The sequence below is a fragment of the Blautia wexlerae genome (assembly GCF_013300825.1).
GTDB classification, from domain to species: domain Bacteria; phylum Bacillota; class Clostridia; order Lachnospirales; family Lachnospiraceae; genus Blautia_A; species Blautia_A wexlerae_B.
In genome coordinates this window covers 15,826-37,398 of sequence record NZ_JAAIMY010000026.1, presented here as the reverse complement: position 1 = coordinate 37,398, position 21,573 = coordinate 15,826, and the positions used below count along the sequence as shown (strand labels likewise).

The following is a 21,573-nucleotide window of genomic DNA, read 5'->3' as shown; positions in this document are numbered from 1 at the left end:
AAAACAATGCATTTAAGAGGAAATGTGATTTATAATACATGGGAAAATTTCTGGAAAAAGGCATATAAGTCTTCTTATTTCAGAGCACAGTATGATGAAACTTCGGAGCGCACAGACTGGTCATTAAGTGAGAGACAGCTATTTACACAGTCAAATGGAAGAACACTTTTGGGCCAGGATACCATGGGCAGACTGCACTTTTTGTGCACTCCTCATGATAAAATTTATGCAGTACCATCCGGAGGAACAGATCTGGGAGGACAGTTTAAAGGATACATAGGTCAGTATTATCAGAATGACACAGCATTACTTCTTGGAAAAATGAAATATGATCTGGAGCTGGACAATGGTCTGATGATCTCAGGTGCAAATAAGCAGTCATGGACAACTTATTATGATGATTTTCTTCCGGTTACTGCTACAGAGCATCCGGAACTGGAAACCAGAATATTTTCTTTTGCGCCGATTCTGGAGAAAGAAGCAGTTCCGGCGTCATCAATCCATCCGGTTCCGGGACCTGCAGGAGCATTCTACTGTATAGAAGTAAAAAATACTTCTGGATGCAAAATTAAAGGAAAACTCCGCCTGTCATTTGACCAGAAGTTTGTAAATCAGTTTGAGCATTATGGAAAATATTTCGATGATTATACAGTAACACCATATAAATCAGAATGGGATCAGAAATTGCTAGTATTATGGCACCCGGAAGCCTGTGCAGCAATTCAGCTTCTGGATTCCGTATGTGAAGGCCAGGGAGATAATCCCAGAATTTATGTACCATTTGAATTAAAAGCAAATGAAAGCAGAACATTTACAACAGTAATTGCTCTTACTCCAAAGAGAGAAGAGATTTATTCTGCCCTTGGAACACTGTATCAACATACACCGCTGGAATGGTTGAATGTTACTGATGATTTCTGGAAAGAAAGATTTGGAAAAATCACTACAGATATTCGGGAAAACCAGGAGGCTGGTGAGAAATACCGTGATATGCAGGTACGGTTTATTCTTGATAATTTTAACTGTCTTTCTTTCAGAGAAGATGGAAGTCTTCTGACCAACTGGCAGGGGGCACCGTCCCATAGTCTTTCGAGGCTCTGGGGAATTGATATTACTCCTGATGTGGTAAGTGTTATGTATGCAGTACCTGAGGTAGGAAAAAGTGCAATGTTTTATCTGGCAGAAAGAAACCGGCCACGTTATAGCCTGTATTCGGATCATAGTATGTTTTACTACATTTCTTTGCTTGTAATAGCAGGAAAATATCTGGAGCTGACAGGAGATGAGAAATTCTTCAGAGATCATCCGGAACTGGTTGCTGCTATTGATGAGATCTACGATGGAATGATGAAGCATAAACATAAAGAAAAAGCACTGATTTCTAGCAGATACGCCAGCGATCTTATTGTATTCCGCAAGTATGATTATGGTGCAAATGTACAGTGTTATTATGCGTTGAAATCTTACAGAAGAATTCTGAAACTTCTGGAACGGGATGCGACAGATGTGGACAGATTTATGGAACAGATGAAAGCAGACATGAAAGAACTGATGGAAGGTAGCGGACCATTCGGCAGACAGATTACAGGCGGAAACAACTTAGGTGAGAATGAGGAACGCTTCTACATCCAGGATGATCTGAATTATTATGGTGGTGAGGATACTGCTACAGTTATGGCACCTTTGTATGGACTATATGATTTCGATTATGAGCCATATGTAAATCTTCATAGATATGCACGTTCTATGTATATCACAAACTATGATCCGGAATTCCAGACAATGCGTGAATTACATTTTGGCATGAATCCATCTGCAACAGGCTGTACTTTAAAACTTGGCGGAAGTCTTACCAGACAGGAAATGCTTGATAACCTGAATCTCCTTTACGAACGTCTGGATGAAACAGGCTCACTTTTCTGGTGGCCAAGAGCAACAAATAAGAAAAGATGCCTGACTAGATGCAGCCAGGGACAGGGTGCATGGATTCAGCAGAGTGTTGAGCAGTGGTTTGGCCTCAGGATGGATGGAACACAGAAAACGCTGGTCATCAAGCCACAGGGATTGCTTTCCGGTTATAAACTTCAGAAAACACATCTTGGAGCTTATGTCTTTGATATTGAATATAGAGAAGAAAAAGGAAAAACTGTTATTAATATTAAAAACTATAATGAAGAAGCAATAAAGGTTGTTTTTGAAGTGCGTAAGTATGGTGCAGGTGCACAGGGAGAATGTATAAGAGCAGAGGAATTGGTACTGGCTGGAGCTTTTGTTGAGAAAGAGTTTGCTACAGAGACAATGGCTGTACAGGAAACGGATATTGCAGGAGCTGAGTGCAGCACAATGACAGAGGATGGAATTTTGTTCAGTCCATATGGAATTATTATGCCTAAACTTTATAATTCAGACTGTGGAATCTTTTTGTTCCGTTATCTGATCAGCCAGTCAACAGACACAGAATGGAAAAATGCAGAAGTGAAGATAGAAGTTCCTGATGGATGGAAAGTACAGTATAAACAATTCTATCACTGGGATTATCAACCTGTATTTTCAGACAATAAGGCAGTATGCATGGTGGGAGAAGTACCACAGAATACCCATAAGGTAGCTGGTTTTTATATCAGTTTGCCAGATGAACTGGCAGGAGGCGAGAAGAGCGTGATGCTGTCAGAGCATCCTTTCCCTCAGGATACACAGCATAAAATGAAACAGGTAACCCTGTATGTGGAGGGACAGAAAACACAGGCAGCAGGAGTGATCAGTGCAAGTCTTGAGACGGATGGAAAACAGTGTAAGGTTTCAGAAATACCGGTACTGATTCTTTCCAAGGAAGACTATGCCGATGCATTGGATAAGATGTATCACGGAACAAAAAAATAGAATTTGTAAAGACAGGTGTGCATTGTTCATGCACACCTGTTGTGCTATAATCAAAACGTATATATCAGACAGAACAGGAGATAAAATGTACAATATATTAGTAGTAGATGATGAGCGAATTCACAGAGAAGGACTTATTATGCTTCTTGAAAAAATATGCCCGGACGATATGCTGTGGGAAGCATCAAATGGTCAGGAGGCAATGGAGATCATGAATAATATTTCCTGTGAGATTGTGATCAGCGATATACGTATGGCAGAAATGGACGGCTTACAGCTGAAAAAAAAAGTAAAAACAGATTATCCAGAAACTGCATTTGTGATTGTAAGCGGATATGCAGATTTTTCCTATGCAAGAGAGGCGTTACAGTTTCATGCAAGTGATTATCTGCTAAAGCCTGTAGATGCAGAAGAGTTAAAGCGTGCCATTAAGAAAATAAAGAAATCAAAAAATCAGGATCAGGTTCAAAAACAAAAAGTAGATCAGATGGAACGACGATTGAAGGAATCTGCATATGGATATATGGAGTGGCTTCTGAATCAGTATATCCACCATACACGACGTAAGGTATGGGAGCCCTTAAGTGAGATGTTTCCTCTGAGACAGGAAGGCTATCTGATGTTGATCCGGATCAATAAGCAGCATCTGATTCTTAATGAAGAGATGAAACGGGAGATAGGGTATTTTATAAAAAAACATCTGATAGATACATCGTCAATTACATTTCAGGTCAACGGAACAGAAAATCTGCTGGCTGTGTTGGCCTTGTCAGGATCAAGAATTGAACAGGAACAGATCACTCAGATAGAGGAGTTTATTCAAAATATCCTGGTACTTGAGAAAAACAGAATTTATTTTGCAGTCAGCTCTCTGTATCCGGATATGGAAAGCTGCGGAAAAAAGGCATATGAAGAGGCTATGGCCGCGATGAAGTATTCTTTTTATGAAGAAGAAAGATATTTGCAGGCAGAGAAATATCTGTCTGATGAAAAGCAGGAGGATTCTGTAGGTAGTGAAGCAATTCTGAATTCTATAAAAGAAGGAAATCTGGAAAAAAGCGAAGCAATTTTTGAAAAAATAACAGAGGTTCTGTCAGAGCATAAAAGTGTTCAGCCGGATATTTTTAAAAGAAAAATCGTATTCTTTTTTTTCAGAATCTTACGTTATATGGAGCCCTATCTGAAAGCTGAACACTTGTCAGAATTAAATGCATTGGATAATCGTCTGATCGAAAGTCAGTGGTATTCTGAATTGAAAAAAAGGTCAGCGGAATTAATAAAAAATATAATCGCTTTCCGGGAAATAGCAGATTCACAGGAGACAGATCCTTTGGATGAAAGCAGAAGGTATATAGAGGAACATTATCGGGACGAGATCAGTCTGGAAAGGATTGCAACATTGTATCATTTTAATGCTTCGTATTTCAGTACTTTATTTAAGCAGAGATTCGGAATTTCCTTTTCTGAATATCTGTCAGATATTCGTATGGAGAAAGCAGAGGATCTTTTGAAAACATCTTCCGACAAGGTAAGGGAGATTGCATTGGAAGTAGGGTATAAGGATCCCAATTATTTTAACAGGGCATTTAAGAAACGTCATAATATGACACCTGAAGAATTTCGCAAAAGAGTTGGGTGATGATGGAAAAATTAAAATATACAAAATTTAAAACTCTGCTGATTAGTTCATTTATTTGTATTTCCATTATTCCTGTTGTGCTTTTGGGTTTATTTATCTTCCATTTGTCAAAACAGGAACTGATCAGGCAGTCAGAAAAACAAATGTGGCAAAATGCTGAGAATGTCAGTGATATTCTGGATGAAAAGTTGGATTATATTGAGGAATTTTCATTAAAAATAAATGTAGATGCGAGAATTTATAAAATATTTCAGAATCTGGATACGTCTGACAGTGTGCAGCTTGAAAGTGCCAGTCAGGAAATTTCAAAAATTTTGTTGGACTATCTGCCGTGGAATAACACGGTTTATTCTACGCATATTGTGACTCCGTATTATCAGTTTGGCGAAAAGGAAAAGAACTATTATCCAAATCATAGCTTTATGGGTTCTAAAATACAGAAAGCAGCAGATGAGTCAAATGGAAAACTTGTGTGGATTCCGGCATATAATTATCTGGACATGTTTTCAATTGAAGATATGTCGATAGATTTTCTGGAATATGAGCATGTATTTACGGCTGTCAGAAAGCTGCAGTTAAGCAGGGTAGAATCAGGACATATTGAACATCTGGAAAATAAGGCAGATCAAATGTATCTGGTGGTTAATTTTACAGAGGATAATCTGAATAATATGCTGAAAAAGTATACAAAGGCAAATTCTCAGATTCTTTATTATATCATGAGTGAAGATGGCAGTGTTGTTGGTCCTTACGGTGAGAATGAATCAAAGCTGTTTCGAAATGTAACTGCAGCTGATATGGGAATTACGGAGAATAAAGGAACTGTAAAATACTACGGTGCAAATAATCAGGAATATATCGTAACCTATTCCAAAAGTATGGTGACGGGATGGTATACACTTGCCATGATTCCAGTTAATGTTTTTAGCAAGAATATTGCTACAGATCTTACCAGGGCAATATTGATTCTGGTAACTATAGAAATTATTTTATCTGTTACTACGGCTGTTCTTATTTCCAGAAAGATCGGGAAAAAAGTTTATAAACCGCTGCACATGATAGAGAAAACAGAAGAGGGTAATTTTACTGCAAGAATTGTATATGACGACAGGGACGAGTTTGCGTTTTTTTATAAAAAACTGAATGAAATGAATCAGAACCTGCAGATGTTGGTTCATGAGAAATATGAGATGATGATCCAGAAACGAGACACGGAGATCATGTCGTTAAATATACAGATGAATCCCCATTTTCTCTATAATTCGCTGAATATCATTAACTGGGTATGCCTTAAAGGAGAACAGGAAAATGCCAGCAAAATGCTTTTGGATCTGTCGAGAATGCTTCAGTATACCAGCCAGAATGGTGATGTTCTGGTTCCGCTGTGGGCGGATCTGGACTGGCTTAAACGGTATATTGGAATTATGCAGAAAAGATATCAGGATCAATTTGAAGTGAGTATGGATATACCGGAGTATTTAAGAAGTCTGGAAGTTCCAAAGTTATTTCTGCAGCCGTTTGTAGAGAATGCCATTGTGCATGGATTTAAAAATTATCAGGATTCCGGGAAGATCTGGATTTCAGCAGAGGAAGAAGAAAATGATATTCTTTTTTATGTAGAGGATAATGGATGTGGAATCTGCGAGGAAGATTTGAAAGAGGTTCTGAATAAAGAGCGAAAGAGTATAGGCGTCAGAAATACAAATAAAAGGATTCGTATGATTTATGGAGAGAAATATGGGGTTACCATAAGCTCACAGCTGGAAGAAGGCACAGTTGTAACCATAAGGCTTCCGTTAAAAATTAATTCGAAAAAACAGAGTTAGATTAAGGTTATATGGATATTCAATTTTATGAGAAGGCAATTGTGAAAGATTGCTGGAAATAAGGTTGAATATCCATTTTTGATTATAATCAAATAAATACCATGTATAACAGTACAAAACAGTTGACAACAGTTATGCACTGTTATATACTGTTTGCAGATGGAGGAGAAACATATGCATATAATAATCAATAATTCATCCATGGTACCTATTTATGAACAGATCATAGACCAGATTAAGTCTGCGATTATCAGAGGAGAGTTACAGCCGGACACTGTATTACCTTCAGTACGCAGTTTGTCAAAGGAATTGAAGATCAGTGCCCTGACTGTGAAGAAAGCCTATGACAATCTGGAAGAAGAGGGATTTACCGTCACTGTTCATGGAAAAGGAACCTACGTTGCAGCCACAAATAAAAACCTGATGAGGGAAGAACAGCTCAAAGAAGTAGAACATGATCTGGAGCAGGCAATCATGAAGGGCAGAAGATGTGGACTGAACGATGAGGAAATCAGAAATCTTTTTGAAATGATCATGGAGGACTAAGACATGTTGAAAATCAGTCATTTGCAGAAACATTACAGAGGTTTTTCGCTGGACTGTTCTATGGAAGTACAGCCTGGGATGATTACAGGACTTATTGGAAGAAATGGTTCCGGGAAATCCACCACATTTAAAGCTTTGCTCGGCTTGATTCATCCGGATGGCGGAGAGATAGAGGTCTTTGGGAAAAAGGCAGAAGAGCTTAAGCCGGAGGATAAGCAGAAACTGGGAGTTGTTTTTGCAGATTCAGGCTTCAGTATGTATCTGACAGCAGCGGGCGTGGCCAATATTATGAAAAGCATATATCCGGATTTTGACAGAGATGAATTTCTGCAGCAGTGCAGGAGATTCAATCTGCCCACAGACAAGAAAATCAAAGAATTTTCCACTGGTATGAAAGCAAAGTTTAAAGTACTGGCAGCATTAAGCCATAAGGCAGAACTGCTGATTCTGGATGAGCCCACAGTTGGTCTGGATGTGATTGCCAGGGATGAGGTGCTGAACATGCTGAGAGAATATATGGAAGAAAATGAAAGCAGTTCTATTCTGATCAGTTCCCATATTTCATCAGAACTGGAGAGTCTTTGTGACGATTTTTATATGATCCATGCCGGAAAAATTATCCTTCATGAGGATACAGATGTACTGCTGTCAGATTATGCAGTTCTTAAAGTTGCAGAAGAAGAGTACGAAAAACTGGATCAGCAATACCTTATTAAGATCCGGAAAGAAGCTTATGGATACAGGTGTCTGACAAACCAGAAACAATTTTATATGGAAAATTACCCGGATGTTGTAATTGAGAATGGAAAGATTGATGATCTGGTAGTGATGATGGAGGAACAGGTATGAAGGGATTATTTGTAAAGGATATAGAACTGATGAAACAGCAGAAACAGTATTTTATCCTGGTTATTGTAATGGGAGTCATCCTGAATCTGGCAGGAAGTGGGAGCGTCAGTTTTGCTATAGGATATTTTACGTTTGTCACAGCAATTTTTGCCATTACGACTATAAGTTATGATGAGTTTGATAATGGTCTTGCATTTCTTATGACCTTGCCGGTTACCAGAAAACAGTATGTGGCGGAGAAATATCTGCTGGGAGCAGGGCTTACGGCTGCAGCGTGGGGAATTGAAGCAATAACGGGAGTGATCTGTAAAGGTGTGGCAGAGCTTCAGGGGTGCCTGAGTGAGAAAATTATTGGCACTCTGATATACATTCCACTGGCGCTTCTTATGTTGTCAGTATCGCTCCCGCTTGTAATACATTTTGGAGCAGAAAAAGGACGTTATATTGCAATGGTCATGTGGGCTATTATAATTGCCGTAGTTTATGCTCTGATAAAAACAATGGGACTTTCAGCAGACGCAGTCGATGAATGGCTGAATGGACTTAACCGGGGAATGGTATTGGCCGGAGTTGTATTATTTACAGTAATTGTATATATGGGATCTTTTTGGATTGGTGTCCGGCTTATGGAGAAGAAAGAATTCTGATGTGTATCGAATATGGTTGTAATTATAAAAGCAGTGTGCTAAAATTGTATCAGCGTAATTGAATAAGCTGTTAAGTGAACATTATCATATGCAGATTTTGTGTATGGTAATATGAGAGGGAATCAGGTGAAATGCCTGAACGGTTGCGGCCACTGTATACAGAAAAAAGCGGGATTGTAATATGTCATTGCATAAATATGTGAGAAGGCGGAATCCGGCTGTCAGAGAGTATCTGGAAATATTTCTGATACAACATTCATGAACTGTTGAAGCATGGATGTTGTATCAGTTTTTATTTTATGGAAACTTTCTGTGATCTGTGAGTCAGGAAACCTGCCTGACAGCGTAAAGAAGGAGCTTCCGTAAAAAGTATCCGTTATTTTTATCACTTCTATTTTACTTTTTCTGAAGTCCCATCTTTTCGGTTACACGAACAGGTAAATAACATATACGAAAAGAGAGGAAGTCAAATGAAAAACAGGTATTTATCCACAAGAATCATGGCAATTATGATGGCAGCAGCTATGGCTGTCTCCGCAGCTCCGGCAGCTTTTGCAGCAGAGAGAGCAGACTCTGAGACAATCAAAGAGGACAACCAGCCGGCAGCAGATGCAGACTCTGATACACAGGAAGATGCAGACGCGCAGGATTCAGCAGATGCAGATAAGACAGCAGACGCAGAAGGTACAAAGACAGAATATCCTCTGACCATCACAACCTATGATTATGATGGAAATGAAATCGAAACAACCTATGAAAAGGCACCGGAAAAAGTTCTTGCTGTATATCAGGGAAGCATTGAAACCATGCTTGCACTTGGCCTGGAAGACCGTCTGGTAGCTACTGCAGGTCTTGACAATGAAGTTCCGGATGAACTTAAAGATGCATTTTCAAAAACAAATTATCTTGATGAATTTACCCCATCCCTTGAGACTGTAACGATGTTGGAGCCAGACATGATCTTATCCTGGAGCTCCCTGTTTTCTGATAAAAATCTCGGAAATGTAACAGACTGGATCGACAAAGGCTGCAACACTTATTACAACACAAACACACGTCCTGACGGAGACAGAACTCTGGAAAATGAATTTACAGACATCTTAAATCTTGGAAAGATTTTTGATGTACAGGACAAAGCACAGGCAATCGTAGATGATGCAAAGGCAGTGATCGATAAAACTCTTACAGCAACAGCAGATGTAGAAGAGAAACCAAGCGTAATGGTTCTGGAACCTCTTGGAGAAGATATCACAAACTATGGTGCAAAGAGCCTTGGTGGAGATATGGTAACACAACTGGGTGCGACTCTGGCAAACCCGGATGCTTCTACAGCAGGAAAAGAAGATATCATTGCAGCAAACCCTGATGTGATTTTTGTTGTATACATGCCATATGCAGGTGATGATCCGGAAACTGTAAAAGAAAGCCAGCTTGCCGTTATCAAGGATGACGAAGCACTTCAGAGCCTTGACGCTGTAAAGAACGGTCGTGTTTATCCGATCATGCTCAGTGAAATGTACGCAAGTGCAACACGTACACAGGATGGTATTGAAACTTTCGCAAAAGGATTATATCCGGATGTGAATCTTGACTGATTGAGGACATAACAGTGAAAGAACAGGTTTCACAGACAAAAAAAGGCAGTGTGCTCAGGACATCCATGTATGTGGCAGTTCTTATCGGGCTTGCGGCATTTCTGATTTTTTCCATTCTTGCAGCAATCACTTTTGGAAATGCAGATCTGTCACTGAAAGATGTTTACAGTGTCATTGCATATAAATTGTTTCATATCAAAAGCCTGTCCGCCTATGCAGAAGGCGCAGTTCACGATGTTGTGTGGCTGATCCGGCTGCCCAGAGTCCTGCTGGCTCTGGCAGTTGGAATGGCTCTTTCCGTCTGTGGCGTAGTTATGCAGGCGATTGTCCAGAACCCACTGGCAGATCCGTATGTACTTGGTATTTCATCCGGTGCATCCCTTGGTGCAACACTGGCGATCATGCTTGGAGTTGGTGGATTTCTCGGTGGAAACTCAGTTGGTGTTCCTGCATTTATTGGTGCAATGGTCACTTCTTTTGCAGTAATTGCCATTGCAAACATGGGCGGAAAAGCTACTTCTGCCAAACTGATCCTTGCCGGAATGGCTGTCAGTGCGGTATGTTCTGCTTTTTCCAATTTTGTTATCTATATCACCAATGACAAAAATGCAGCAACAGAAGTAATGAAGTGGATGATGGGAAGCCTTGCAGGCGCAAGCTGGAGCAGAGTAGGTGTAATGTTTCCTGTTACATTGATCTGTGTAATGATTTTCTGGACGCAATATCGTAATCTGAATCTGATGCTGTTAGGAGATGATGTATCGATCACACTGGGAACTGATTTGCACAGGCTGAGAACTTTTTATCTGATCGTTGCTTCTGTAATGATTGGGTTTGCAGTATATTGTGCGGGTGTGATCGGCTTTGTAGGACTTGTGATCCCTCATGTGATCAGAATCCTGTTTGGAACAGACCACAGAAGATTACTGCCATTAAGTGCACTGCTTGGTGCATCATTCCTGATCTGGTGTGATGTGGCATGTCGTGTGATCCTGAAGAATTCTGAGATGCCGATCGGTGTGCTGGTATCCATTATCGGTGCTCCATGCTTTATTTATCTGCTTGTGCGGAAATCCTATGGATTTGGAGGTAGTAAGTAATGAAAATCACTACAGAAGATATTCAGGTTGGATTTCACGCCAGACAGATACTGAAGGGAATTTCCATAGAGTCAAAGGATAAGGAACTGGTAGGGATCATCGGACCAAACGGAAGCGGAAAATCTACATTATTAAAATGTATCTACCGTATCCTGAAGCCAGATGCAGGTGCCGTTTATCTGGACGGCGAAGAACTCCATTCCATGAGCGTAAAAAGCTCCGCCAGAAAAATGGCAGTTGTGGCACAGCACAATTACTACAACTTTGATTTTACCGTACGGGAAGTCGTGTTGATGGGACGTGCACCTCATAAGAAAGCATTGGAACGGGATAATGCAAAAGATTACCGGATTGTTGAAGAAGCACTGAAAACGGTACAGATGGATGCATTTGCGGATCGCACATTTTCTACGCTGTCAGGTGGAGAGCAGCAGAGGGTTATTCTGGCAAGAGCACTTGCACAGCAGACACCTGCACTGATCCTTGATGAGCCGACTAACCATCTGGATATCACACATCAGATCATGCTGATGGAACTGGTAAAGAAACTTAACGTAACTGTAATATCAGCTATCCATGACCTGAATATTGCGGCGGCATACTGCGATAAGATTTATGTATTGAAAGATGGTGTGCTGGAAGGATATGGAACTCCACAGGAAGTACTCACTTCGGAGCTGATTAAAAGGATTTACCAGGTAGATTCGGAAGTGGTAAATGACAGCCGCGGGAAGATGCATATTTTATTTTTATAATATGATATCAGGGTCAAAAGGTCAGAAAGTCGTTCGTGCTTGCACGATAAGACTTTGGAGCTTGGGACTTGTCAAACATGAGAAAGTAGCAATTTACGTAGTAAATCAGAGGATTTCGAATGTTTGAGTATTGACAGGCCAGAGTCAGGAAAATTTTTGACTCTGGCCTGCTATATATGGAGGAAAAAGATGAATAAAATAGGAATTTTGACGTGTATTCATTCTAATAATGTATGCGCCAGAGTTGGATGCCTGGCAGCATTTCAGAACAGAACCGATTTCTTTCAGGATTATCCGGAAGATACCTGTCTGGCAGCAATGATGACCTGTAACGGATGCAAAGGCGCCAACCCGATAGAACCCATAGAAGACAAAGGAATCCTGGAAAAGATAGACAGACTGGTCAGTGAAAAAATCAGTACCATCCACGTTGGTGTCTGTCGTCTCCCGGATGGAAAGCATGAATGTCCAAGGATGACACAGATCTGCAATATGATAGAAGAACGTGGAATCAAAGTAGTCAGAGGGACACATAAGGAATAAAAAAGTTCCCATACGTTACTGTTCACTCCGTTCACAGTAACGTAGCCAAAATTCATTCCAGATTGCCTGCGGCAATGGAATTTTGGCTTGTATGTCTCGGGATTTTGGCATATTCATGCCAAAACACCTCGCGGGACAGTGGCGTGTGAACAGTAACTTCCATACAATTTATAAAATAAAAAGAATATAAAATGCCTTGAAAATAAGAGTAAGTAATGCTAACATAAGTATAAAGCATATTTCTCTTATATTTCAAGGCATTTTTGCCGTCTGATTATTCTAATCTCAATTCAGAAATCCATGCTTTTAATTCCAGTTAATTATGAAAAGCAGGAGCTGAGAAGTGATAAGAATAGCACAAAATGTTCTTTGACTCCTGCGGAAAACAGGAGGTATTGCCAATGGCAAAAAGAAAGAACAAAAAAATTATTGTGAAAAGAAACCGATTGAAAGGCAACACAGCAACTGCAAACCGTAAGTACAAAGATACAGTCTTCCGTATGCTGTTTTCAGACAGAAAGAATCTGTTGTCGCTGTATAATGCAATCAATGAAACTTCTTATACAGATGCTGCTCAATTAGAGATTGTGACACTTGAGAACGCAATCTATATGGGAATGAAGAATGATCTGGCGTTTATTATAAATACGAATCTGTTTCTGTATGAACATCAGTCTACGTATAACCCGAACATGCCTTTGAGAGACTTATTCTACATTTCCAGCGAATATCAGAAAATGGTGGATTGGAAGTCCTTGTATACCTCAACAAGACTGAGAATACCCACACCGAATTTTATCGTATTTTATAATGGAACAGAGAAAAAAGAAGATAGGTGGGTAGATTATCTGTCAGAATCGTATGAAAATATGTCAGGAGAACCAAATCTTGAACTAAAGGTCATCACATTAAATATCAATGTAGGGCATAATAAAAAACTAATGGAAGAATGCCGGACGCTAAGAGAATATGCTCAGTATGTTGATAAAGTACGCAGATATTCTAATGAAATGGAACTGAATACGGCAGTAGAACGTGCAGTGAGCGAAAGCATTCAGGAGGGAATTCTCAAAGAATTTCTGCAAAAGAATCGAGCGGAGGTAGTCGCTATGAGTATATTTGAATATAACGAGGAAGAGGAAAAAAGGAAACTCAGGAAAGCTGAGTATGAAGCTGGTATGGCAGAAGGAGTAATGAAAACTAAAAAGGAAACAGCAATTTCATTGGCTGAAATGGGATTATCTGTGCAGCAGATTGCTCAGGGAGTAAAAGTAGAAGAAAAGACTGTACATAAGTGGCTGAATGAAAAAAAGAATATGAAAACCACATATTAAAAATAATGGAAGTGGAGTCCACATTAACTGTAAATGTGGGCTCTTTTGGACTAAATGAACACATAAAAACACAACCCTATTGGATTTATCTATATCAGTATGTTAAAATAATTAATTGATAAAGGATTTTAACAGATGAAGCGATAAAAGAATAACTACTGATTTTATAAAGAAAAAGGAGCTTTTAAATATACTATGGAGAAACTTGTCATTGGTATCCTTGCCCACGTAGATGCAGGTAAGACTACGTTGTCGGAGGGGATTTTATATTTAACGGGAAAAATCCGTAAGCTGGGGCGTGTGGATCATAAGGATGCGTATCTGGACACCTATAACCTGGAGAGGGAGCGTGGAATCACGATTTTTTCCAAGCAGGCGGAGTTTGAACTGGGAAACAAGGGGATAACTCTTCTGGATACGCCGGGGCATGTGGATTTCTCAGCGGAAATGGAGAGGACACTGCAGGTTCTGGATTATGCCATTCTTGTGATAAATGGAGCGGATGGTGTGCAGGGGCATACTATGACCTTATGGAGACTTCTGTCAAGATACCAGATCCCGACGTTTCTGTTTATCAATAAAATGGACCAGGACGGAACTGATAAAGAGAAACTTCTGGCAGAATTAAAGAAGCGATTAAGTGATAATTGCGTTGATTTCACCTGGGAAAACACAAGTGGAATGGAAAATAGTATTGACGAAACAGCGGAGAAAGCAGAAGATGAAATATCAGATCTGCAGTCTCAGTTTCTGGAAGATGTTTCTGTCTGCGATGAGGAACTGCTTGAAAAATACCTGGAAACAGAGGAAATATCAACATCGGATATCCGAAAAGTAATCAAAGAGCGAAAACTTTTCCCATGTTTCTTCGGTTCTGCTCTGAAAATGACAGGGGTAGAAGAATTCCTTCATGGGCTGGAAAAATACTGTGAGACACCAGAATATCCTTCAGAGTTTGGTGCAAAAGTATTCAAGATTGCCAGAGACGATCAGGGCAATCGTTTAAGCTATATGAAAATCACCGGAGGAACATTGAAGGTAAAGGAACTTCTTACAGATACAGAGAAAGCGGATCAGATCCGTATTTATTCCGGTGCGAAATTTGAGCTTGCAAAGGAAGCTCCTGCAGGAACTATCTGTGCAGTGACCGGCCTTTCCCAGACACATCCGGGACAGGGATTTGGGATTGAACGGGAATCTGAGATGCCGGTTCTGGAACCTGTATTAAATTACAGAATTCTGCTTCCTGAGGACTGTGATGTTCACCAGATGCTTAAGAAACTCAAAGAGCTGGAAGAGGAGGAACCGGAACTTCACATTGTATGGAACGAACAGCTTGGGGAAATCCATGCCATGCTGATGGGTGAGGTTCAGATCGAGATATTAAAGCATCTGATCTGGGAGCGTTTCCATGTAGCAGTAGAGTTTGGCACAGGAAATATCGTATATAAAGAAACAATCGCAGAGCCAGTAGAAGGTGTAGGCCATTTTGAACCGCTGCGTCATTATGCAGAAGTACATCTGCTTCTGGAACCGGGAGAGCCGGGGAGCGGTCTGCAGTTTTTTACTGCATGCAGTGAGGACGTGCTGGATCGTAACTGGCAGCGACTGATCCTGACTCATCTGGAAGAACGGGAGCATCCGGGAGTACTGACCGGTTCTCCGATTACGGATATGCAGATTACACTGATCACAGGACGCGCCCATCTGAAACACACAGAGGGCGGCGATTTCCGGCAGGCGACGTACAGGGCTGTGCGTCAGGGATTAAAGAAAGCAAAGAGTGTCCTGCTTGAACCATATTATGAGTTCAGACTTGAGATTCCGGGAGATATGATAGGGCGTGCCATGACTGACATTCAGAAAATGAATGGAACCTTCCAGCAGCCGGAAGCAGATGAGGATGATATGATGGTTCTGAAAGGCAGTGCGCCTGTATCAATGATGCGAGATTATCAAACCCAGATAACTTCCTATACAAAGGGACGTGGCAGATTATTCTGTTCGTTGAAAGGCTATGCCCCATGTCAGAATCAGGATGAGATTGTAGAGGAGATAGGATATGATTCTGAACGTGACCTGGACAATCCCACAGGTTCTGTATTCTGTGCTCATGGAGCAGGATTTGTGGTGCCATGGTATGAAGTAGAGGATTATATGCACCTGGAGGGAGTGGACGACTCTGAACTGAGCAGCCGTATATACGATGGAGAAAAATACGGATCGGGAAATGGAGAAACAGGAGCTGATAGTGGATTTTCTTATGTTTCAGGGAGTGCAGGACAGGGGAAAAACAGGAACAGTAACAATCAGACAGATTCAGGTTATCGTCCACCCAGGAATGCCGGCGTAGGAAGCTATGAGGATGAAGAAGAGCTGAAAGCCATTTTCGAGCGCACATTCGGACCGGTCAAGCGTTACAAAGAACCACAGTTTAAGAGAACATTTTCTGCAAAATCTGACAGCGGCAGCTATTACCGCAACAGTTCTTCTGCTAAGAAGAAAGAAAAAGAATATCTCCTTGTAGATGGTTACAATATCATCTATGCCTGGGAAGATTTAAAAGAACTGGCAGATGCAAATCTCCATGCTGCCCAGACAAAACTGATGGATATTCTGAGCAACTATCAGGGCTTTAAGAAATGTACGTTAATTCTTGTATTTGACGCTTACAAGATAGAGGGCCATGCAGAGGAAGTGATCACCTATCATAACATCCACGTAGTCTACACAAAAGAAGCTGAGACAGCAGATCAGTATATCGAGAAAACGGTCCATAAGATCGGCCGTGAAAACCAGGTAACGGTAGCTACCTCCGATGGACTGGAGCAGATCATCATCATGGGACAGGGTGCCCACCGTATGTCTGCCAGAGGTCTTCGGGATGAAATAAAAGCTACAGAAAATCAGATCCGCCAGCAATGGCATGAGAAACGTCAGAGCAGTAAGAATTATCTGATCGACAATATTTCTGATGAAATGGCACAATATATGAAAGAGAAACGACTTGGAAAACAGTAAAAGGGAGATGCAGTCATGAAAGAAAAGCTGACACAAAAAGATGTTGAGAAAATTCAGCAGGAGATCGACCACCGCAAGCTGGTTGTACGAAAAGAAGCAATAGAAGCTGTAAAGGAAGCCAGAGCTCAGGGAGACCTGAGTGAGAATTTTGAATATTATGCGGCCAAGAAACATAAGAATCAGAACGAAAGCCGCATCCGCTACCTTGAGAATATGCTGAAAACAGCAACCATTGTTTCTGATGATTCCAAAGACGATGAAGTTGGAATGGATGATATTGTAGAGGTATATTTCGAGGAAGACGATGAGATTGAGAAATACAAACTGGTTACTTCCATAAGAGGAAACTCCATGGAAAACCGCATCAGCATTGAATCTCCCATTGGTATGGCTCTGAAAGGTCACAAGGTTGGAGACAGAGTGGAAGTAAAGGTAAATGATAACTACAGTTATTTCCTGGAAATCCGTTCTATTGATAAGACTGGTTCCGAGGATGAAGAAATCCGCGGATTCTGATAATAATACTGTCGAAATACAGGATCCGGATTGATAAAAGAACTATTGTAAGAGATGAACACCGGTTAGTGTCATATCTCCTGCAATGGTTCTTTTTATTTTTATATCAAAAATACGGATGGATTTATGGGAACCTTACACAGAATGAATATGATGACTGGAAATTTTACATGGATTTAACATTCTCATGGGGATGATTTTACAAAGCATGGTTATGATGGGAAACAAGTTAAATAACCATATACTTATGAAAAGGGAAAAGGAGAATAATCATGGATTTATTCAGTATATTAACATTGATCGGAGGCCTTGCATTATTTTTGTATGGTATGAATGCAATGGGAGATGGCCTTGCGAAGGTTTCCGGCGGAAAGCTGGAGAAGATTCTTGAAAATCTTACTTCAAATCCGATAAAAGCAGTGCTTTTGGGAGCAGGAGTAACAGCAGTGATCCAGTCATCTTCAGCTACGACTGTTATGGTAGTAGGTTTTGTAAATTCAGGGATCATGAAATTATCACAGGCAGTAGGAGTGATCATGGGTGCCAATATCGGTACTACGATCACCTCCTGGATCTTAAGCCTGACAGGAATACAGAGTGATAATTTTATTATTCAGATGTTTAAACCAACATCATTTTCCCCTGTGCTTGCGATCATTGGTGTGATCTTCATTCTGTTTATCAATGATTCAAAGAAAAAAGATATCGGAACAATTTTTATAGGTTTTGCAATCCTGATGTACGGTATGGATATGATGAGTTCTGCTGTAAAACCTCTTGCAGAAGTGCCGGAATTTACAAACCTGTTACTTAAATTCTCAAATCCGTTGTTAGGTGTTATAGCAGGTGCCCTTCTTACAGCAGTGATCCAGTCATCTTCTGCATCTGTAGGTATTCTGCAGGCCCTGTGTCTTACAGGTGCAGTACCGTTCAGTGCAGCAATCCCGATCATTATGGGACAGAACATCGGAACCTGTATTACTGCAATCCTTTCTGCAATCGGAGCCAAGAAGAATGCAAAACGTGCAGCAGCAGTACATCTGTATTTCAACCTGATCGGTACGGTTATCTTTATGACTGTATTCTATCTTATAAATGCAGTTGTTGGATTTTCTTTCTTCCATCAGGCAGCAACACCGGCAGGAATTGCTGTTATCCACAGTGTATTTAATGTTACTGCAACGATCATTCTCCTTCCTTTTGCAAAGGGACTGGAGAAACTTGCCTGTCTTACAATCCGGGACAAAAAAGAGGATGTTGTTGTTTCAGCAGAGGACAGAGAGTTTATGATCCTGGAGCCTCGTTTCCTGGAGAAACCGGCATTTGCAGTAGAGCAGAGCCGCAATGCTGCCAGAAAAATGGCAGAAGAATCCCACAATGCACTGTTTACAGCACTGAGTCTGGTGGATAAATACAGTGAAGAAGGCGTAGAACGTGTGGAAAACATGGAATCCAAGGTTGACCGCTATGAAGATGAACTGGGAACTTATCTGGTGAAGCTGAGCCACAAAGATATCTCAGAAGCAGACAGTCACAGCCTTTCCATTATGCTTCACTGTATCGGGGATTTTGAACGTATTTCCGACCATGCTGTAAATATTATGGAATCAGCACAGGAGCTTTATGAAAAAGGACTGAAATTTTCCGAAAATGCAAAGAAAGATCTGGAAGTGCTGGGACAGGCAGTAGAAGATATCGTAAATACGGCATATGAAGTTTTTGACAAACAGGATATGAAGCTTGCGGAGAAAATTGAACCACTGGAAGAAGTGATTGATGAACTTTCCAAAGAAGTAAAACGTCGTCATGTACAGAGACTGAGAAACGGTGAATGTACAATAGAGATGGGATTTATCCTTTCGGACATTACAACCTGTCTGGAACGTGTGGCAGACCATTGTTCCAATATTGGAGTCTGTGTGACGCAGGTGAATGAAGATTTGTATGATACTCACAGTCATCTGAATATCGTCAAGAGCCATCCGGACGAAACATTTTATCATGAACTGGAAGACGCACGAATCAAATATCAGCTTTCATAAAAATAAACAGGTGGATGATGGTTATCCGCATGATCAGGAAATCCGGGCACTCTGAAGTATCTGAGAGAGATATTTCAGAGAAAATGGCCGGATTTTTGCTTTAAAGAAATGAAGCAGATGCCGGATATCTACTTGTACAGGGATAAAAAAATAAGTATACTGAAAAAAGAAATACACTTGTGACGACAAAGCAGGTGATAAATAAAGGGGAGGCAAAGCAGAATGATCTATTGTGTAGAAGATGAGCGGAATATCAGGGAGCTTCTTATTTATACACTGGAAACAACAGGATTTAAAGCCAGGGGGTTTGGAAATGGCAATGAACTGATGAAAGCGCTGAAGGAAGAGATACCGGAGCTGATCCTGCTGGATATCATGCTTCCGGGGGATGATGGCTATACCATTCTGGAACAGCTGAAAAGTATGCCATCTGTAAAGGATGTGCCGGTAATTATGGTTACTGCAAAAGAAGCGGAATTTGACAAAGTAAAAGGTCTGGAAGGCGGAGCGGATGATTACATTACCAAGCCTTTCGGTATGATGGAATTTGTTGCCAGAGTAAAAGCAGTTCTCAGACGAAGTGCCCGTCAGAATGAAGATAAGGAACTGCATTACGACGAGCTTTATCTGAATGTAGGACGTCATGAGGTGCATTACCGGGAAGAGAAGGTCGATCTTACCCGAAAAGAATTTGAACTTCTTCAGTATCTGCTGGAGAATAAAGGACTTGTTATGACAAGAAATCAGATTCTCTGCCATGTATGGGGATATGACTTTGACGGTGAAACCAGAACTGTGGATGTCCATGTGAGAACTCTGCGTCAGAAACTTGGCAAGGCAGGAAATCTGATCGAAACGGTCCGGGGTGTAGGATACAGGATCGGCGCATAACAGATAAAACAGACGAAAAACAGGAGTGGAAAAATGAAGCATAAAATATTCAGTCACACCAGTTTACTTATTATCTTATCCGTAATACTTACATTCCTGGCAGCAGGAACTGTCATGTATAACAGATATGATATTTATATGAAACAGGGTGTCAGAGATGAAGCCGCATATATTAAAACAGGTCTGGAAGAAGACGGAGACGTTTTTCTCTCAGACAGGGTCGGAGACGCCACCAGCAGCAGGATCACTCTTCTGGGAAAAGATGGTCAGGTGTTGTTTGACAGTATTGAGAATCCGAAAGAAATGGAAAATCACAGTAACAGACCGGAATTTATTGAAGCTGAGAAGCAGGGATCCGGTGAGATGGTCCGCTATTCAGACACTTTATCAAAACAGACGTTTTACTATGCTGTAAAATTAAAGGATGATCAGGTTCTGCGAGTAGCCAGGACTACAGACAGTCTTCTGGTAACAATGTTAACCAGCTTTCTTCTGCTTGGCGGACTGGTATGCGTGATCCTTGTAATTGAACTTTTTCTTGTGCAGAAACAGACCAGAAAGCTGATAGAGCCTATCAACCGGATTGATCTGGAACATCCTCTGGAGCATGTATGCTACGAAGAATTAAGGCCGTTACTTTTTCGTCTGGATCAGCAGAACAGACAGATTCAGAAACAGCTGGAAGATCTTAAGAATGCAGAGAGTGCAAGAAAAGAGTTTACGGCAAATGTTTCCCATGAATTGAAAACTCCTCTTATGTCAATCTCCGGATATGCGGAGCTTATGATGAATGGAATGGTACCGCCGGACAAGATGCAGGATTTTTCCGGCAGGATTTTTCATGAGTCCGAGCGTTTATCAAATCTGGTTGCAGATATCATTCAGCTTTCCAGACTGGATGAGAAGAACGGAGAAACTATGTTTGAACAGGTTGATATCGGAGAGCTTGGGGAAGATGTGATCAACAATCTGCAGAACAGGGCAGCAAAGAAAAAGATTAATCTGGAATATACAGGCGGACCTGCACAGATGCAAGGAGTACGCCATGTATTATATGAAATGTTCTACAATATTACAGATAATGCTATCCGCTATACCCCGGATGGTGGAGATGTAAAGGTTTTTGTGGGAAAACTCAATGGGAAACCGTACTTTCGTGTGGAAGATAACGGAATAGGAATTCCGGAGAGCGAACAGCAGAGAATCTTCGAGCGTTTTTACAGAGTGGACAAGAGCCATTCACGTGAAACCGGAGGTACAGGCCTGGGGCTTTCTATTGTAAAACATGGCGCAGTTTTGCATCATGCGAAGATTCTTCTGGACAGTGAGCCGGGTAAGGGAACGAAGATGGAAATCCTGTTTGCTCAAACTAAGTAAAGCTCTTGTTTC

16 protein-coding genes and 1 riboswitch are annotated in these 21,573 nt (G+C 40.8%); all 16 genes read left to right on the top strand.

All coding sequences use genetic code 11. The annotated features are described in order from the left end of the window. Nucleotides 1-6 precede the first annotated feature (6 nt). The 16 genes from G4417_RS12740 (at nucleotide 7) to G4417_RS12665 (ending at nucleotide 21,561) form a co-directional block, all read left to right on the top strand. A complete protein-coding gene (locus G4417_RS12740) occupies nucleotides 7-2,880 on the top strand; it encodes a hypothetical protein (protein WP_119241794.1) in 2,874 nt (957 codons plus the stop codon). Between the two features lie 85 nt (nucleotides 2,881-2,965). Further along, nucleotides 2,966-4,519, top strand: a complete 1,554-nt coding sequence (locus tag G4417_RS12735; RefSeq protein WP_173683746.1) for a response regulator transcription factor — start codon at nucleotides 2,966-2,968, stop codon at nucleotides 4,517-4,519. 143 nt (nucleotides 4,520-4,662) lie between these two features. Further along, nucleotides 4,663-6,345 carry a sensor histidine kinase gene (locus G4417_RS12730; protein WP_173717690.1) on the top strand — a complete coding sequence of 561 codons (1,683 nt, stop codon included), beginning with the start codon at nucleotides 4,663-4,665 and terminating at the stop codon, nucleotides 6,343-6,345. A gap of 174 nt (nucleotides 6,346-6,519) precedes the next feature. After that, a complete protein-coding gene (locus tag G4417_RS12725; protein WP_008705927.1) occupies nucleotides 6,520-6,891 on the top strand; it encodes a GntR family transcriptional regulator in 372 nt (123 codons plus the stop codon). Nucleotides 6,892-6,894: 3 nt separating this feature from the next. Next, entirely contained in the window at nucleotides 6,895-7,740 is an 846-nt protein-coding gene (locus tag G4417_RS12720) for an ABC transporter ATP-binding protein (protein ID WP_173683744.1), read from the top strand. Next, nucleotides 7,737-8,387: an ABC-2 transporter permease gene (locus G4417_RS12715; protein WP_173683743.1), complete on the top strand. Its 651-nt coding sequence runs from the start codon at nucleotides 7,737-7,739 to the stop codon at nucleotides 8,385-8,387. The genes G4417_RS12720 and G4417_RS12715 overlap by 4 nt, the downstream gene beginning before the upstream one ends. Before the next feature lie 75 nt (nucleotides 8,388-8,462). Next, a riboswitch (cobalamin riboswitch) is annotated at nucleotides 8,463-8,743 on the top strand. A gap of 114 nt (nucleotides 8,744-8,857) precedes the next feature. Next, complete coding sequence (locus G4417_RS12710; RefSeq protein ID WP_020993459.1) at nucleotides 8,858-9,982, top strand: ABC transporter substrate-binding protein; 1,125 nt, start codon at nucleotides 8,858-8,860, stop codon at nucleotides 9,980-9,982. 14 nt (nucleotides 9,983-9,996) lie between these two features. Further along, complete coding sequence (locus tag G4417_RS12705) at nucleotides 9,997-11,082, top strand: iron ABC transporter permease (RefSeq protein WP_330598336.1); 1,086 nt, start codon at nucleotides 9,997-9,999, stop codon at nucleotides 11,080-11,082. Beyond that, nucleotides 11,082-11,837, top strand: coding sequence for an ABC transporter ATP-binding protein (locus G4417_RS12700; RefSeq protein WP_022379819.1), 756 nt, complete (start codon nucleotides 11,082-11,084; stop codon nucleotides 11,835-11,837). The genes G4417_RS12705 and G4417_RS12700 overlap by 1 nt, the downstream gene beginning before the upstream one ends. A gap of 189 nt (nucleotides 11,838-12,026) precedes the next feature. Further along, entirely contained in the window at nucleotides 12,027-12,380 is a 354-nt protein-coding gene (locus G4417_RS12695) for a CGGC domain-containing protein (protein ID WP_055060404.1), read from the top strand. Nucleotides 12,381-12,781: 401 nt separating this feature from the next. Then, nucleotides 12,782-13,714: a hypothetical protein gene (locus tag G4417_RS12690; protein WP_173683742.1), complete on the top strand. Its 933-nt coding sequence runs from the start codon at nucleotides 12,782-12,784 to the stop codon at nucleotides 13,712-13,714. Nucleotides 13,715-13,909: 195 nt separating this feature from the next. Then, nucleotides 13,910-16,735, top strand: coding sequence for a translation factor GTPase family protein (locus G4417_RS12685; RefSeq protein ID WP_173683741.1), 2,826 nt, complete (start codon nucleotides 13,910-13,912; stop codon nucleotides 16,733-16,735). Nucleotides 16,736-16,750: 15 nt separating this feature from the next. Continuing rightward, complete coding sequence (gene greA, locus G4417_RS12680) at nucleotides 16,751-17,251, top strand: transcription elongation factor GreA (RefSeq protein ID WP_008705914.1); 501 nt, start codon at nucleotides 16,751-16,753, stop codon at nucleotides 17,249-17,251. Nucleotides 17,252-17,523: 272 nt separating this feature from the next. Further along, a complete protein-coding gene (locus tag G4417_RS12675) occupies nucleotides 17,524-19,293 on the top strand; it encodes a Na/Pi cotransporter family protein (RefSeq protein ID WP_008705912.1) in 1,770 nt (589 codons plus the stop codon). A gap of 222 nt (nucleotides 19,294-19,515) precedes the next feature. Next, a complete protein-coding gene (locus G4417_RS12670) occupies nucleotides 19,516-20,184 on the top strand; it encodes a winged helix-turn-helix domain-containing protein (RefSeq protein WP_173683740.1) in 669 nt (222 codons plus the stop codon). Nucleotides 20,185-20,217: 33 nt separating this feature from the next. Next, on the top strand, nucleotides 20,218-21,561 hold the full coding sequence (locus G4417_RS12665) for a sensor histidine kinase (protein WP_173683739.1): 1,344 nt from the start codon (nucleotides 20,218-20,220) through the stop codon (nucleotides 21,559-21,561). Nucleotides 21,562-21,573 lie beyond the last annotated feature (12 nt).